Source organism: Streptomyces sp. NPDC090025, from assembly GCF_044748125.1.
In the GTDB taxonomy this organism is placed as follows: Bacteria; Actinomycetota; Actinomycetes; order Streptomycetales; family Streptomycetaceae; genus Streptomyces.
Map to the genome: position 1 here is coordinate 102025 of NZ_JBIVFL010000015.1, position 14418 is coordinate 116442.

11 protein-coding genes are annotated in these 14418 nt (G+C 73.2%); 9 read left to right on the forward strand and 2 right to left on the reverse strand.

Features of this window, described 5'->3' with window-relative positions; genetic code table 11:
- The first annotated feature begins 203 nt into the window (after positions 1-203).
- The 3 genes from ACIPXM_RS28645 to ACIPXM_RS28655 all read left to right on the forward strand — a co-directional run bounded on the left by ACIPXM_RS28645 (position 204) and on the right by ACIPXM_RS28655 (position 2614).
- Positions 204-1232, forward strand: coding sequence for a 6-phosphofructokinase (locus ACIPXM_RS28645; protein ID WP_401661177.1), 1029 nt, complete (start codon positions 204-206; stop codon positions 1230-1232).
- A gap of 113 nt (positions 1233-1345) precedes the next feature.
- Complete coding sequence (locus tag ACIPXM_RS28650) at positions 1346-2296, forward strand: cytochrome c oxidase assembly protein (protein WP_401661180.1); 951 nt, start codon at positions 1346-1348, stop codon at positions 2294-2296.
- Between the two features lie 105 nt (positions 2297-2401).
- The gene (locus ACIPXM_RS28655) at positions 2402-2614 is read left to right on the forward strand and encodes a hypothetical protein (protein ID WP_401661457.1); all 213 of its coding nucleotides are present in this window, start codon (positions 2402-2404) and stop codon (positions 2612-2614) included.
- A 48-nt stretch (positions 2615-2662) separates the two neighbouring features.
- Here ACIPXM_RS28655 and ACIPXM_RS28660 read toward each other — a convergent pair whose 3' ends face one another.
- Complete coding sequence (locus ACIPXM_RS28660) at positions 2663-3703, reverse strand: DUF3048 domain-containing protein (protein ID WP_401661183.1); 1041 nt, start codon at positions 3701-3703, stop codon at positions 2663-2665.
- Positions 3704-3828: 125 nt separating this feature from the next.
- On the opposite strand from ACIPXM_RS28660, the gene ACIPXM_RS28665 reads away from it, so the two are divergent.
- The 3 genes from ACIPXM_RS28665 (at position 3829) to ACIPXM_RS28675 (ending at position 6597) form a co-directional block, all read left to right on the forward strand.
- Positions 3829-4548, forward strand: a complete 720-nt coding sequence (locus ACIPXM_RS28665; protein ID WP_401661186.1) for a lysophospholipid acyltransferase family protein — start codon at positions 3829-3831, stop codon at positions 4546-4548.
- 23 nt (positions 4549-4571) lie between these two features.
- Positions 4572-5435: an inositol monophosphatase family protein gene (locus tag ACIPXM_RS28670; RefSeq protein WP_401661188.1), complete on the forward strand. Its 864-nt coding sequence runs from the start codon at positions 4572-4574 to the stop codon at positions 5433-5435.
- A gap of 127 nt (positions 5436-5562) precedes the next feature.
- Positions 5563-6597 carry an NAD-dependent epimerase/dehydratase family protein gene (locus ACIPXM_RS28675; protein WP_401661191.1) on the forward strand — a complete coding sequence of 345 codons (1035 nt, stop codon included), beginning with the start codon at positions 5563-5565 and terminating at the stop codon, positions 6595-6597.
- Positions 6598-6681: 84 nt separating this feature from the next.
- Here ACIPXM_RS28675 and ACIPXM_RS28680 read toward each other — a convergent pair whose 3' ends face one another.
- Positions 6682-8259, reverse strand: coding sequence for an alpha/beta hydrolase (locus ACIPXM_RS28680; RefSeq protein WP_401661194.1), 1578 nt, complete (start codon positions 8257-8259; stop codon positions 6682-6684).
- 258 nt (positions 8260-8517) lie between these two features.
- Between ACIPXM_RS28680 and ACIPXM_RS28685 the strand changes: the two genes are divergently transcribed.
- The 3 genes from ACIPXM_RS28685 (at position 8518) to ACIPXM_RS28695 (ending at position 14395) form a co-directional block, all read left to right on the forward strand.
- On the forward strand, positions 8518-9675 hold the full coding sequence (locus ACIPXM_RS28685) for a sensor histidine kinase (RefSeq protein WP_401661197.1): 1158 nt from the start codon (positions 8518-8520) through the stop codon (positions 9673-9675).
- On the forward strand, positions 9675-10409 hold the full coding sequence (locus tag ACIPXM_RS28690; protein ID WP_401661199.1) for a response regulator: 735 nt from the start codon (positions 9675-9677) through the stop codon (positions 10407-10409). Before ACIPXM_RS28685 ends, ACIPXM_RS28690 begins: the two co-directional genes overlap by 1 nt.
- Positions 10410-10648: 239 nt before the next feature.
- Positions 10649-14395 carry a CDP-glycerol glycerophosphotransferase family protein gene (locus ACIPXM_RS28695; RefSeq protein ID WP_401661202.1) on the forward strand — a complete coding sequence of 1249 codons (3747 nt, stop codon included), beginning with the start codon at positions 10649-10651 and terminating at the stop codon, positions 14393-14395.
- The last annotated feature ends 23 nt before the right edge of the window (positions 14396-14418 follow it).

The window sequence follows — 14418 nt, forward strand, 5'->3', positions numbered from 1 at the left end:
CGCGCCGTCCGGCGCCCGGGGCTTGCCGCCGGGTGCCGGAACAGGGCGCTCCGCACGCCCGGACAACATCTGCTGTACGAACGTACGTTGTCCATTGTGCGGACATCCGGTTCGGCCCCGCCACCCTGCACCGATAGGGTGACGGGGATCCAGCCGGACGACGTGGTCCGGGAGTCGGCCCACGTTGCAAAGGTTTTTGGGCTATGCGCATTGGTGTGCTCACCTCCGGCGGAGACTGCCCCGGTCTGAACGCCGTCATCCGCTCCGTCGTGCACCGCGCCGTCGTCGACCACGGTGACGAGGTCATCGGTTTCCACGACGGGTGGCGGGGTCTGCTGGAGGCCGACTACCGCAAGCTCGACCTGGACGCGGTGAGCGGCATCCTCGCCCGCGGCGGCACCGTCCTCGGGTCCTCCCGGGTCCAGCCCGCCCATCTGGTCGGCGGGGTCGAGCGGGCCCGCGGCCACGTCGCCGACCTGGGCATCGACGCGATCATCCCGATCGGCGGCGAGGGCACCCTGAAGGCGGCCCATCTGCTCTCCGAGGCCGGGCTGCCGATCGTCGGCGTCCCGAAGACCATCGACAACGACATCGCGTCGACCGACGTCACCTTCGGCTTCGACACCGCCGTGACGGTGGCGACCGAGGCCCTGGACCGGCTGAAGACCACCGCCGAGTCCCACCAGCGCTGCCTGGTCGTCGAGGTCATGGGCCGGCACACCGGCTGGATCGCGCTGCACTCCGGCATGGCGGCCGGCGCGCACGCCATCGTGGTGCCGGAGCGGCCCTTCGACATCGACGAGCTGACCGCCCGGGTCGGCGCCCGCTTCGAGGACGGCAAGCGCTTCGCGATCGTGGTGGTCGCCGAGGGCGCCAAGCCGCGCGAGGGCACCACCTTCGACTTCAAGACCGCGGGCACCGACATCTACGGCCACGAGCGCTTCACCGGCGTGGCCAACCAGCTCTCCGTCGAGCTGGAGCGGCGCCTCGGCAAGGAGGCACGCCCGGTGATCCTGGGGCACGTCCAGCGCGGCGGCACGCCGACCGCGTACGACCGGGTGCTCGCCACCCGCTTCGGCTGGCACGCGGTGGAGGCGGCGCACCGGGGCGACTTCGGGATGCTGACCGCGCTGCGCGGCACCGACATCGAACTGGTCCCGCTGGCCGAGGCGGTCGAGCAGCTGAAGACGGTCCCGGCGGACCGCTACGCCGAGGCCGAGAACGTCCTCTGAGGTCCGACGGCGTCCCGGAAGCCCCTGGAACCGCCCCCGGTCGCGAACGCGAACGGGGGCGGTTCTAGTCTGGTGCGGACAAGAAGCGCGAATCGGGCCGCAGGAGTAGACGCATGGATCACAGCGGGCACGGCATGAACATGGATCTGCCGCCGTTCACGCTGGGGCGGGGGCTGGAGTTCTCCCCCGACCTGTTCTTCCTGATCGGCTGTGTCGCCGCGCTCGGCCTGTACGGGTGGGGCGTGGCGCGGCTGCGGCGGCGCGGGGACTCCTGGCCGGTGAGCCGGACGGTGTTCTTCACGGTGGGCGTGCTCTCGATCGCCCTGGTGATGTGCACCAAGCTCAACGACTACGGCATGGTCATGTTCAGCGTGCACATGGTGCAGCACATGATCATCTCGATGCTGTCGCCGATCCTGCTGCTGCTCGGCGCGCCGGTGACGCTGGCGCTGCGGGCGCTGCCGGTGGCCGGGCGGGGTTCGCTCGGGCCGCGCGAGCTGCTCCTGAAGCTGCTGCACAGCCGGTACATGCGGATCGTCACGCATCCGGCGTTCACCCTCTCGATGTTCATCGCGAGCCTCTACGGGCTCTACTTCACGCCGCTCTTCGACTTCCTGATGGGATCGCGGACCGGCCACATCGCGATGATGCTGCACTTCCTCGCGGTCGGCCTGGTCTTCTTCTGGCCGATCATGGGCGTCGACCCGGGCCCGCACCGGCCCGGCTATGTGATGCGGATGCTGGAGCTGTTCGCCGGGATGCCGTTCCACGCCTTCTTCGGCATCGCGATGATGATGGCGAGCGAGCCGCTGGTGAAGGTGTACGCCAATCCGCCCGCGTCCCTCGGCATCAATCCGCTCGACGACCAGCACGCGGCGGGCGGCATCGCGTGGGCGTTCAGCGAGATCCCGTCGGTCCTTGTGCTGATCGCGCTGGTCTACCAGTGGTACCACTCCGAGCAGCGGCAGGCGGTCCGCAAGGACCGGGCCGCGGACCGGGACGGCGACAAGGAGCTGGAGGCGTACAACGCCTACCTCGCCTCGCTCCAGGCCCGCGGGCAGTAGCTTCCGGCGGCAGGAGCTCCCGAGGGCGGCGCACGCCCGGGGCGTCCGAAGTCTGGCGCGCGCCCCCTCCCCGGGGTGACCATGGTCGGGGAGGAGGGCGGAGCGATGATGTCCGGTCCCACGAAGACCATGGGTGCGATCACTTTCGCGGCCCTGGTGCTGACCACCACGTACACGGTGGCGCTCGGCAGCAGCGGCTGGCTCTGGTTCGGCTGGATGGTGCTGGGGGTGGCCACCCTCGGCATGGCCGCGGCGGACGCGGGCGCCGAGCAGGTCAGGCGTCCGGTACGGCCGCGCCGCCCGGGGCCACAGCCGTAGCGCCTGCCGTACGGTCCTGCTCGCGGCGGCGGGCCCCGGCCCGTACCGTCATGGCGTCCCGGTGAGCAGCACCCAGACCTGTCCCGGCGCGAAGGTCAGCGGCGCGCCCGCCGGGGTGGTGAAGACGGTGCCCGCGTTCGCGTCCGGTCTGCTCCAGCGGGCCGGGTGGGCGCGCCCGTCGCGCAGCACCTCGGCGGTGCCGGAGCCGACGGTCTCGGTGTACGGGGAGACGGCGCCGAGCACGTCGTGGAAGCGCGAGGGCCGGATCGTGACGTGCTGGACCACCACGGTGGCCGGGGCGAGCGGCCCGTCGGGGCGGCCGTCCATGGTGACGTGCCAGGCGCGGTCGGCGGGTGCCCAGGTGAAGGTGTAGCGGGCGGCCGGGAAGCGGACGGTGCGGCTGTTGACCGGGGTGCCGTCGTCCGGTCCGGTGGCGGTGCCGGTGCCGGCGGTCGGTGGCAGCGGGCCGAACCGGAAGCCGATGTCCTTGACCAGGCTCGCGCCGGGCGCGGCGGCGAGCGCGGCCCCGGGGCGCAGATACAGGTTGTGCGGGGCGGACCGGCCCGGGTCGCGGCGGAAGGCGGCGGGGGTGCCGCCCTCGTCGACCAGGTGCGGCGGCGCGGCCTCCAGGATCGGTGTCAGGGCGCTCTGGGCACCGGAGAAGGCCAGCACGGGCGCGTCGAACTGCCGCAGGAGTTCGAGGTCGGACTCGCGGGCGCTGCGCACCGGTCCGACGCTGTCCGGCAGCCGGGAGGAGTAGACGGCCATCAGCCGGGTCTGGCCGGACTCGACCTGCTCGACGTAGACGAGGTCGGCGGCGGTCAGTCCGGTGTGCGGGCGGGCCGCGGGCACGTTGTCGATCTTCACCGCGAGCACCGGGGCGGGGCGCGCGGGCAGTCCGGTGAGCGGGGAGACACCGGCCGCAGGCGCGGTCGGGAGCGGGGTGGCGGGCGCGGGGGTGGGCGTCGAGTGCGGCGAGGGCTCCGACGGGCCCGGGCCGGAGCAGCCGTACAGACCGGCGGCCGTCACGGCGCACAGTACGGCGGTGGCGGCTGCGCCGGGACGCCTGTGCCCGCGCGCGCCTGTCATGGTCCCGCTCCTCCCCACCAGTGGACCACGCGCCCCGCCTTGGTTACAAAGGGTGCGCGGGACTTCGCGGAACTTCGCGGGGGCTCCCGCGTGGCTCTGTTCGTGCGAGGGACGGGGGTAGTCGGTTGTTCTACCAGGTGCTGAAGTACGTGCTCCTCGGTCCGCTGCTCAGGCTGCTGTTCCGGCCGCGGGTGGCGGGGGTGGAGCACATCCCCGAGGAGGGTGCGGCGATCGTGGCCGGGAACCACCTCTCGTTCTCGGACCATTTCCTGATGCCGGTGGTGCTGAGCCGCCGGATCACCTTCCTGGCGAAGCAGGAGTACTTCACCGGGCCCGGCCTCAAGGGACGGCTGACGGCGGCGTTCTTCCGCAGCGCGGGCCAGATCCCGGTGGACCGGTCGGGCAAGGAGGCCGGGCAGGCCGCGATCCGGGAGGGTCTGGGCGTGCTCGGGCGCGGCGAGCTCCTCGGCATCTATCCGGAGGGCACCCGCTCGCACGACGGCCGCCTCTACAAGGGGAAGGTCGGGGTCGCGGTGATGGCGCTGCGGGCGGGCGTGCCGGTGGTGCCGTGCGCGATGGTCGGCACCTTCGAGATCCAGCCGCCGGGGCGGGTGGTGCCCCGGGTGCGGCGGGTCACCGTGCGGTTCGGCGAGCCGCTCGACTTCTCCCGCTACGACGGCATGGCGGGCGAGAAGGCGGTGGTGCGGGCGGTCACCGACGAGATCATGTACGCGATCATGCGGCTGTCCGGGCAGGAGTACGTGGACGCGTACGCGGCCGAGGTGAAGGCGGCGGAGGCGGCGGCCCGGCGCGGCGGGGGCGGGGACGGCCCGGCCGCCCGGTAGGGCCCCTCGGTAGGGTGCCCGTCATGATCGACATCAGCGGTGCGGAGCCGCTCGACGAACTGACCGGTACGGACGGGCGCGTGGCCTCGGAGTCGGACTCGGACTCTGACTCGGCGGTGGCGGTCACCGCCGCGCTGGCCGGGGCGCGGGCGGTGCGGGCCCGGTACGGGCGGGTGACGGCCCGGATCGACAAGGGCGCGGGGGACTTCGCCACCGATGCCGACGTGGCGGCCGAGGAGGCGATCCTCGCGGTGCTGCGGGCGGCCCGGCCCGGCGACGCGGTGCACGGCGAGGAGGGCGGGCGGCGGGGCGCGGCCGACGCGGGCCGGACCTGGCTGGTCGATCCGCTCTGCGGGACGCTCAACTTCGCGGTGGGCAGCAGGCTGGTGGCGGTCAACGTGGCCCTGCGCGGCGGGGCGGCGGCGGTGGCCGACCCGTTCGAGGACGAGGTGTTCCACACCGACGGCGGCGGCGCCTGGGTGCGGCGGGCCGGGGCGGACACCCCGCTGGCGCCGACGGCGGACAGCGCGCTGGTGGACGTGAACCTCGATCCGCCGTTCCCGCACGCGCCCGGGTTCCGGGCCGTCGACCTGCTGGCCCACCCCGGCTTCGTGGCCGGGTTCCGGCCCCGGGTGGTGTCGACGACGCTCGCGGTGGCCTGGGTGGCGGCGGGGAAGCGGGCCGCCTACGTCACCGACGGCGGCGATCTGACGGGCAGTGTGCACTTCGCCGCCGGGATCGCGCTGTGCCGGGCGGCCGGGTGCGTGGTGACCGGGATCGACGGCGCCCCGCTCGGACCTGAGGGCGGCGGCGAGGGCCTGGTGGTCGCGGCGGACGCGGCGACGCACGCGAAGCTGATGGAGCTGATCCGGTCGCGCCGGGGGTGAGCGGCGGCTGACGGCCGGGGCCCGGGGGGCAGGAACGGATTCAGCCACCGGCGGACACGCCCTGAGCGGATCCGCGCAGGGCGAACGGCTCTGGGCGGCCCGGCGTCCGGCCCGTAGCGTCTCGGCCATGACCAAGGGAAACGCGTTCGTGCTGGGAGCTACGGGACAGGTGGGGCGGGCGGCCGTGCGGGCGCTCGTCGCGGACGGCTGGGAGGTGACCGCCGCCTCGCGCCGGGGCGGCCGGGACGAGGCATGGCCGGTGGAGGTCCGGTCGGTGGCGGTGGACCGTGACGAGGAGGGGGCGCTCGGCCGCGCGCTCGGGGCGGGCACCGATGTGCTGGTGGACGTCGTGGCGTACCACGAGGGCCACGGACGGCAGTTGCGGGGCCTGGCGGACCGGATCGGGTCGGCGGTGGTGATCTCCAGTGCCGCCGTGTACCAGGACGCCCAGGGCCGTAACTTCGACACCCAGGACGAGCCGGACGGCTTCCCGGACTATCCGCTGCCGATCCCGGAGACCCTCGGCACGGTGGCACCCGGTGACAGCTCGTACAGCACCCGCAAGGTGGCGCTCGAACGGGAGTTGGTGGCGGCGGGCGAGTCCCTGCCGACCACCCTGCTGCGGGCGACGGCCGTGCACGGCCCGTACAGTCCCGGTCCGCGCGAGCTGTGGTTCGTGAAGCGGGCCCTGGACGGGCGGCCTGTGCGGATCCTGGCGGAGGGCGGGCGGTCGGTGTTCCACCCCGTCCATGTCGACAATCTGGCGGAGCTGGTCCGGCTCGCCGCCGCGCGGCCCGGGACCCGGGTGCTCAACGCGGCCGATCCGCAGGCGCCTTCGGTGGCCGAGATCGGCGCGGCGATCGACGCGGCGATGGGCGTGACCAGCGAGACGGTCCTGTTCGACGGGCCGCCCGGGGACGACATGGTCGGCTACACGCCGTGGACGACGCCCCGCCCGATGGTCTGCGACATGACGGCGGCGGAGCGGGAGCTGGGCTACCGGGCGGTGGTCGGGTACGCGGAGTCGCTGCCCGGCACGATCGAGTTCCTGGCGGCGACGGTGGCGGAGCGGGACTGGCGGGACGCCTTCCCCGGTCTGGTGCGGTACGGGGTGGACTTCTTCGACTACGCGGCCGAGGACGCCTGGCTGGCGGCGCGCTGACCCACGGACGCGCCGACGCGCGAAGGGGCGGTCGCCGTGCGGCGACCGCCCCTCCCTGTGCCGTTGTGCGGGTGCTGCGGGGTGTTACGGCTGCGGCGCGGCGTGCGGCTCGCACGTCACGTCACGGCTGTCGACCTTGCCGGTGAGCAGGTAGGTCTCCACCTTGGGGTTGATGCAGGAGTTCGCCAGGTTGGTGACACCGTGCGAACCGGCGTTCTTCTCGGTGATCAGACGCGAACCCTTGAAGCGCTTGTGCAGCTCGACGGCGCCCGCGTACGGCGTCGCCGCGTCCCGCTCGGACTGGACGATGAGCACCGGCGGGAGGCCCTTGCCCGTCTTCACCTCGGTCGGCCGCTGGCGCGGCGCGGACCAGGTGGCGCAGGGCAGGTTCATCCAGGCGTTGGCCCAGGTCATGAACGGGTACTTCTCGTGGAGCCGGGAGTTGTCCCGGTTCCAGGTCTTCCAGTCCGTCGGCCAGGGCGCGTCGGCGCACTCGACGGCGGTGTAGACGGCGTTGCCGTTCTCCGACGCGATGTTGCCCGCCGTGTCGGTGAGGTCGGCGGCGGCGCCGTCGATCAGCGGCTGCGGGTCACCGGCGGCGTAGGCGCTCCACGCCTCGGCGACCGGGGCCCACGAGGAGTCGTAGTACGGGGCGCTCTGGAAGAAGCCGATGAGCTCGGCCGGGCCGACCTTGCCACCGAGGGGGTTCTTCTTGGCGGCGGCGCGCAGGGTCACCCACTGCTGGTTGACCTCACCGTAGGTCTTGCCCAGGTGGTAGGTGTCGTCGTGCTCGGCGACCCAGTTCATCCAGTCCTTGAGGCGGCCCTCGAAGGCGATGTCCTGCTCCAGGTTGGCCTGGTACCAGATGTTGCTCTTCGCCGGGTTGACCACGCTGTCGACCACCATGCGGCGGACGTGGTCCGGGTACAGGGTGCCGTAGACGGCGCCGAGGTAGGTGCCGTAGGAGACGCCGACGAAGTTGAGCTTCTTCTCGCCGAGCGCGGCCCGGACGACGTCGAGGTCGCGGGCGGTGTTGCGGGTCGTCATGTAGGGCAGCAGGTCGCCGCTCTTCTCGGCGCAGCCCGCGGCGTACTCGGCGGCCAGCTTGCGCTGGGCGCGCTTGTCGGCCTCGGTGTCCGGCACCGGGTCGAGCTTCGGCCCGCGCACGAAGTCGGTCGGGTCGACGCAGGAGATGGGCGCGGAGTGGCCGACGCCGCGCGGGTCGAAGCCCACGAAGTCGTACGCCTTGGCCGCGTTCGCCCAGATCTTGTTGCCGGTGGTCACCCGGCGCGGGAAGCGGAGCCCGGAGCCGCCGGGGCCGCCGGGGTTGTAGACGAGCGAGCCCTGCTTCTCGGCGGGCGTGCCGGTGGCCAGGGCGCGGTCGACGGCGATCTTGATCTGCTTGCCGTACGGACGGGCGTAGTCGACCGGGACGGTGACCCAGCCGCACTGGATGGGCTTCTCGAGCCCCCAGTCGGCGGGGCAGTCCTGCCAGTCGATCCCGGCCTTCTCGGCCCGGGCGGCGGCCACCGCCGCGCCACGGGCCTCGTCGTCCCGGTCGTGTCGGCTGTGGGCGCTCGCCGCCGGAGTGGCGAGCGCCGTGGCTATCAGCGTGCCCGTTATCAGAGTGCCGGCCGAGCCGAACACCGCTGTACGTCGCAAGTGGTCCCTCCCCCAAAGTGGGCGCCGCCCCCGTGGCAGCGCCAAGGCGTGGACTGTCCGGGGGATCCTTTCGTCAACGGGGCCACGGGTAAAAGGGCGTACACGTGTTTCTTTACCGAACCAATAACCGGTGACCTGAGTACCGCTCAGCGGTGAACCCCCGGTGGGTGCGCGCGACATGGTCCGACGCGGGCCGGGGTGCGTGACCGGCGGAATGAATCACCCTGAACAGACATATCGATCTATATGATGCTGAATGTGATCACACTCGGTTCCAGGTCCCGCTACCGGGACCTCCGGGTCCGGGTCTTCCCGCCGTCGGACCGGCAGACCGCGGTGACCCGGGGACTCGGGCTCGTCATGGCCGGATGGGCGGTCCTCGCGGCTCTCAGCCGCTGGGGTCCTGAGGCGGACCCGGCACCCCTCCCCGTGCCGTTCGACCTGGTGGTCCAACTGGCGGCCATCGCGCTGGTCGCCACCCTGCGCGTGCCGCGTCCGCTGCTCATCCCGCTCGCCCTGGCCGCGACCTTCGTCTCCGCGAACAGCGCCGTACTGGCCTACGCCTGCCTCATCGTCACCCGGAACTCCGCACGGGGCTGGGTGCCCTGGCTCGTGGGGGCGAGCGCGGGCCTGGTGCTCGTGAACCGGCTGGCGGGCGGACTCCTGCCGATCGACGTCCCGCTCCTTGTCGCGACCGTGGTCTGGCTGCCCGGCCTCCTCGGCAACGCCCTGCACACGACGGCCGGCCGACGTGACCTGCTGCTGCGCAACGCGGAACTGCGGGCCGACCAGGCCGCCGCCCGCGAACGTGCCCTGATTCAGCGGGAGTTGCACGACACGGTGGCACACGGCGTGACGCTGATGATGCTGCGGGCGGGCGCTCTGGAGGTGAGCGCCAGGGACGAGGAGACCCGGCGGGCCGCGGTCGACCTGCAGGACACGGCCCAGAGCACCCTGGACGACATCCGGGCGTGGTACGCGGTGCTCCGTGAGGGCGCGTCCGGTGAGCAGCCCGATCCGTCGACGGCCGCCAGCGCCGACCTGCGCGAACTGGTCGACAGGGTGGCGGCGTTGGGTACGGCGGTGGATGCCACCGGGGCCGCCGACACCCTCGCGCGGGCCGGGCGGGGAACGCGGCTCGCCGCCTACCGGATCGCCCAGGAGGCCGTGACGAACGCGGTCAAGTACGCGCCCGGCGCCGCCGTCGAGGTGCGCGTGCGGGTGGACGGCGAGCGGCTGCGCCTGCGGGTGCGCAACGATCCCCCGGCGCGGCCCGCCGACCGGCTCGTCCCCGGCACCGGCCTCGGACTCGCGGGCCTGCAGGAGCGGGCCCGCCTCCTCGGCGGCACCGTGCGTTTCGGCCCCACCCACGACGGCGGTTTCCTCGTCGAGGCCGATCTCCCCAAGGACGCGTGATGCACCCGAGCGACCCGGCAGACCCGGCCCGCCCGACCGGCCCGACCGGCCCCTCCGCCACCGTCCCGGCCGTTCGGATCCGGGTACTGCTGGCCGACGACGAACAGCTCGTACGGGCGGGGCTCTCCGTGATCCTCGGTTCGGCGGACGACATCGTGGTGGCCGGGGAGGCCGCGGACGGCAACGAGGCCGTGGCCGTGGCGCGCGCCCTGCTCCCCGACGTCGTGATCCTCGACCTCCACATGCCGCGCGCCGACGGGCACGCCGCGATCCCCCGGCTGCGCGCCCTCACCCCGCGGCCCCGGATCCTCGTCGTGACCACCTTCGGGGACGAGCGGAACCTGGAGCGGGCGATGCGGGCGGGCGCGGACGGCTTCCTGCTCAAGGGCAGCAGACCGGCCCAGTTGATCTCGGCCGTCCGCACCGTCCACGAGGGTGACCCGGTCCTGGCGCCCGAGCTCATGCGCGCCCTCATCGAACGCGCCTACACGGCCGCTCCCGCGCCGCCCGGTCCCGGCTCCGCCACCACCGCCACCGCCTCGCTGAGCGCCCGGGAGCGGGAGATCCTGGTCCGGCTCGGGCAGGGCAGGTCCAACCGGGACATCGCGGCCGAACTCCACCTCGCCGAGACCACCGTACGGACGTACGTGTCACGGCTGCTCGCCAAGCTGGACCTGGACAACCGGGCACAGGCGGCGCTCTACGCGCACCGGGCCGGACTCGGCGACGGCTGACCGCCGCCGGCTTCGCGCGGATGTCCGATCCGGGACGTCCGGCCCTCCGGGCGGGGCCGTACGACCCGCCCGGACGGGCCGCACGCCCCGGGACCCGTTGACGCTTCCGGTCCACACCGCGTCGACATCCGTCCACACACGGTCGGCTTCCGGCTCCCTAACGTCGAGACGGTGCCCCTGACGGCGGCCCGCACAGGCGCCGCCCCGAAGCGACCAGGGGGTCGAAGGAGCCTGACCCGATGTCCCCGCAGCTCAGCATCGTCGTGCCGTTCCAGAACGTGGAGCAGTACCTCACCGCCTGTCTGGAGTCCCTCGCGGCGCAGAGCTTCGAGGACTTCGAGGCCGTCCTCGTCGACGACGGCTCGACCGACGGCAGCGCGCGGCTCGCGGCCGAGTTCTGCCGCGAGGACCCGCGCTTCCGGCTCGTCCGGCAGCAGGCGCACGGTCCCGGCCACGCCCGGAACACCGGGCTGCGCGCGGCGGACCCGGACGCCGAGTTCCTCGCGTTCGCGGACGGCGACGACCTCGTCCCGGACCACGCCTACGAGCTCCTGATCGGCACGCTCAGGGAGACCGGATCCGACTTCGCCTCCGGGAACGTCCGGATGATGAACTCGCACACGTCGTGGGCCTCGGACCTCCACCACCCCGTGCTGCGCCGTGACCGGCGGCGCACCCACATCACCCGCAAGCACGACCTGATCTACGACAGGACGGTGTGGAACAAGGTGTTCCGGCGGTCCTTCTGGGACCGGCACCGGATCAGCTACCCGGAGGGCGTGCTCTACGAGGACATCTGGGTCAACCTCTACGCCCACCACCGCGCGGAGGCGGTGGACGTGGTCGCCACCCCGGTCTACTTCTGGCGCCGCCGGGACGGGGGCGCCGCCCCGTCCATCACCCAGCTCAACCACTCGCTGACCAATGTGCGCGACCGCTTCACCGCGGTGCGCGAGGTGAGCCGGTTCCTCGGCGGGCAGGGGGCCGAGTACGCCGACCACAAGCGCCGCTACGACCGGGCGGTGCTCGGCTCCGACCTCATGATCCACCTCAAGGCCCTGCCGGAGGCGGACGACGAGTGCCGTGCCCTGTTCATGGCGCAGGCCAACGCGTTCGTCGACGAGGCGGCGCCGGACGTGATCGACGGGCTGCGCGCCGCCGATCGCGTCAAGTGGCACCTGGTACGGGCGGGCAAGCTGGCCGAACTCCTCGACCTGGTCCGGTGGGAGCGGGACAACCGCGGTCCTGTGCCGGTCCGCCGCCGGTTCCGCCGTCACCTCGACCACCCCTACCTGGGCGACCGCTCGGTCGGGGTCCCGCGCGACGCCTCCCGGCTGCGCGAGGAGTTCTCGATGCGCGGTTCGCTGACCTCGGCGGTCTGGGAGGACGGAAAACTGCGGCTCTCGGGCCGCGCGTACATCCGCAATCTGGACGTCTCGAAGCGGCGGCACACCGTCAAGGCGGTCGCGCTCCGCAACAAGAAGCTGTCCTCGCGGATCATGGTGCAGCGGGCCAGGACGACGTACGCCCCGGAGGCCACCGAGCACTCGGGCCAGGACCGCTACTCCTACGACTGGTCCGGCTTCGAGACCGTCATCGACCCGCGTCGGCTCCGGCACGGCGGCGCGTGGGTCGAGGGCACCTGGGACGTGGCCGTCGGCGCGCTCAGCCGGGGCGTGTTCCGGTACAAGAGCCTGATCGCGGGCGACGCGTGCACCGCGTCCCACCCGGCCCCGCTCCAGCTGGACCGGAACACCCGGGTGGTGCCGCTGTTCGTCGACGGCGTGCTGAAACTGCGGGTCGAGCGGGTCCGCTGCCGCGTCACCGGCCACGCGCTGCGCGGTGACCACCTGGAACTGTCCGGCGTGCTGCTGGCCGACCAGGTGCCCGCGTCGGGCACGCTGCGGCTGCGGGCGCTTTCCGGCGTGGCCGAGCAGCAGGCCGACGTCGTGTTCACCCCCGGCGGCCCGGGCTGGTGCCGCTTCCGCACCCGCGTCCCGGTCCGCCCGCTCGGTGCGGGCCGCCCGCGCCGGGCACGTACGGCCGGGGCACGGGCCACGTCCCCCGAAGGCCCGGGCAGCCCGGCCGCAACAGACACAACAGACACAACAGGCACACCCGGGGCACCGCCCGTACCGGCGGTACCGGGGACTCCCGGCGCCACGGACACCTCCGGCATCCACGGCTGGAAGACCACCCTCCACATCCCCGGACGCGAGCGCCCCTACTACCCCGTCGTCGCCCCGGAGACCCCCGACGGCTGCTACCCCGCGCCGCCCGCCGCCGACGGCACCCCGGCGGAAGGATCCGGCCGTGAGGTCGTCGTGCACGCCAACGCCCAGGGCTTCCTGGTGCTGTTCGAGCGCGCCGAGGCACCCGTGGCCGACGCGTGCCACTGGGCACAGGACGGCACGCTGACCCTCGTCGGGGCGTTCCCCGGGCTCTCCCGGCTGTCGGAGCGGCAGCGGGCCGAGCTGCGCCTGGTGGTCCGCAAGCGGGCCGGACGGCAGGAGAGGACCTTCCCCGTGCGCTCGGTGGGCGGCCGTTTCCAGGTCTCGCTCGACCCGGCGCACGTGACGGGCCCGAACGGGTCCGCCCCGCTGGCCTCCGGCCGGTGGGACCTCGATCTGCGGGTCGGCCGGGGCGCGGGGCTGCCCCCGGTGGACGTGCCGTGCCGCGCCCACCGGAGGCTGATCGCCGAGATGCCGGTACGGGGCACGTCGGACGACCGCCGCTACGACGTGCAGACGCAGTGGCACGACCGGCTGACGCTGCTCGCGCACTCCGCGATGCCGGTCGAGGGGCGCGGCCCGTACCGGCAGAGGCTGCTGCGCACCCGGCACTATCCGGCGGCGCGCCGCAAGCCGCTCCGCGAGGCCGTGCTGTTCGACAGCTTCCGCGGCACCCAGCTCTCGGACAGCCCGCGTGCCGTGTTCGACGAGCTCACCCGGCGCGGCACCGGCCTGGAACTGCTGTGGGTGGTCCGGGACGACCAGATCCAGGTGCCCGCGAACGCCCGCGCGGTCCGCATGTGGTCGCCCGAGTGGTACGAGGCGCTCGCCCGCTCCCGCCACCTCGTGTTCAACAACCACCTGCCCCCCTGGTTCCGGCGCCGCGAGGGGCAGACCGTCGTCCAGACCTGGCACGGCACCCCGCTGAAGAAGATCGGGCACGACATCGAGTCCCCGCGCTTCGCGGACCGCGACTACCTGGAGCGGCTGCCCACCGAGGTCGGCCAGTGGTCGATGCTGGTCTCGCCGAACCGGTTCTCGACGCCGATCATGCGCCGGGCCTTCGGCTTCGGCGGTGAGCTCCTGGAGACCGGCTACCCGCGCAACGACGTCCTGTACGCGCCCGACCGCGCCGAGCGGGCGGCGGCGGTGCGGCGCCGCCTGGGGCTGCCGGACGGCAAGCGGGTCGTCCTGTACGCCCCGACGTGGCGGGACCACCTCCACTACGGGCCCGGCCGGTACAGGTTCGACTTCCGGATCGATCTGGCGGACGCGCGGCGACGGCTCGGCGACGACCACGTCCTGCTGGTCCGCCGGCACCCCAACGTGGTGGACCCGGTGCCCGGCGCGGGCGACGGCTTCGTCCGGGACGTGACGGACTACTCGGACATCGCCGACCTCATGCTCGTCACGGACGTCCTGGTGACGGACTACTCGTCGCTGATGTTCGACTTCGCGAACACCGGCCGTCCGATGCTGTTCTTCACCTACGACCTCGGCCACTACCGGGACACGCTGCGCGGCTTCTACTTCGACTTCGAGGCGGCGGCGCCAGGCCCGCTCCTCGCCACCTCGCCCGAGCTGGTCGACGCCATCCGCGACGCGGACGGCCTGCGCGAGCGGTACGCCCTGCCCTACCGCAGGTTCCGGCGGGACTTCTGCGGACTCGACGACGGCCACGCGGCGGGCCGGGTCGTCGACCGCATGCTCGGCGTGCCCGCCCACTCCCCCGCCGCACTCGACCGGGCCGCGTGACCCGAACCGGAAAGGCAACAGAT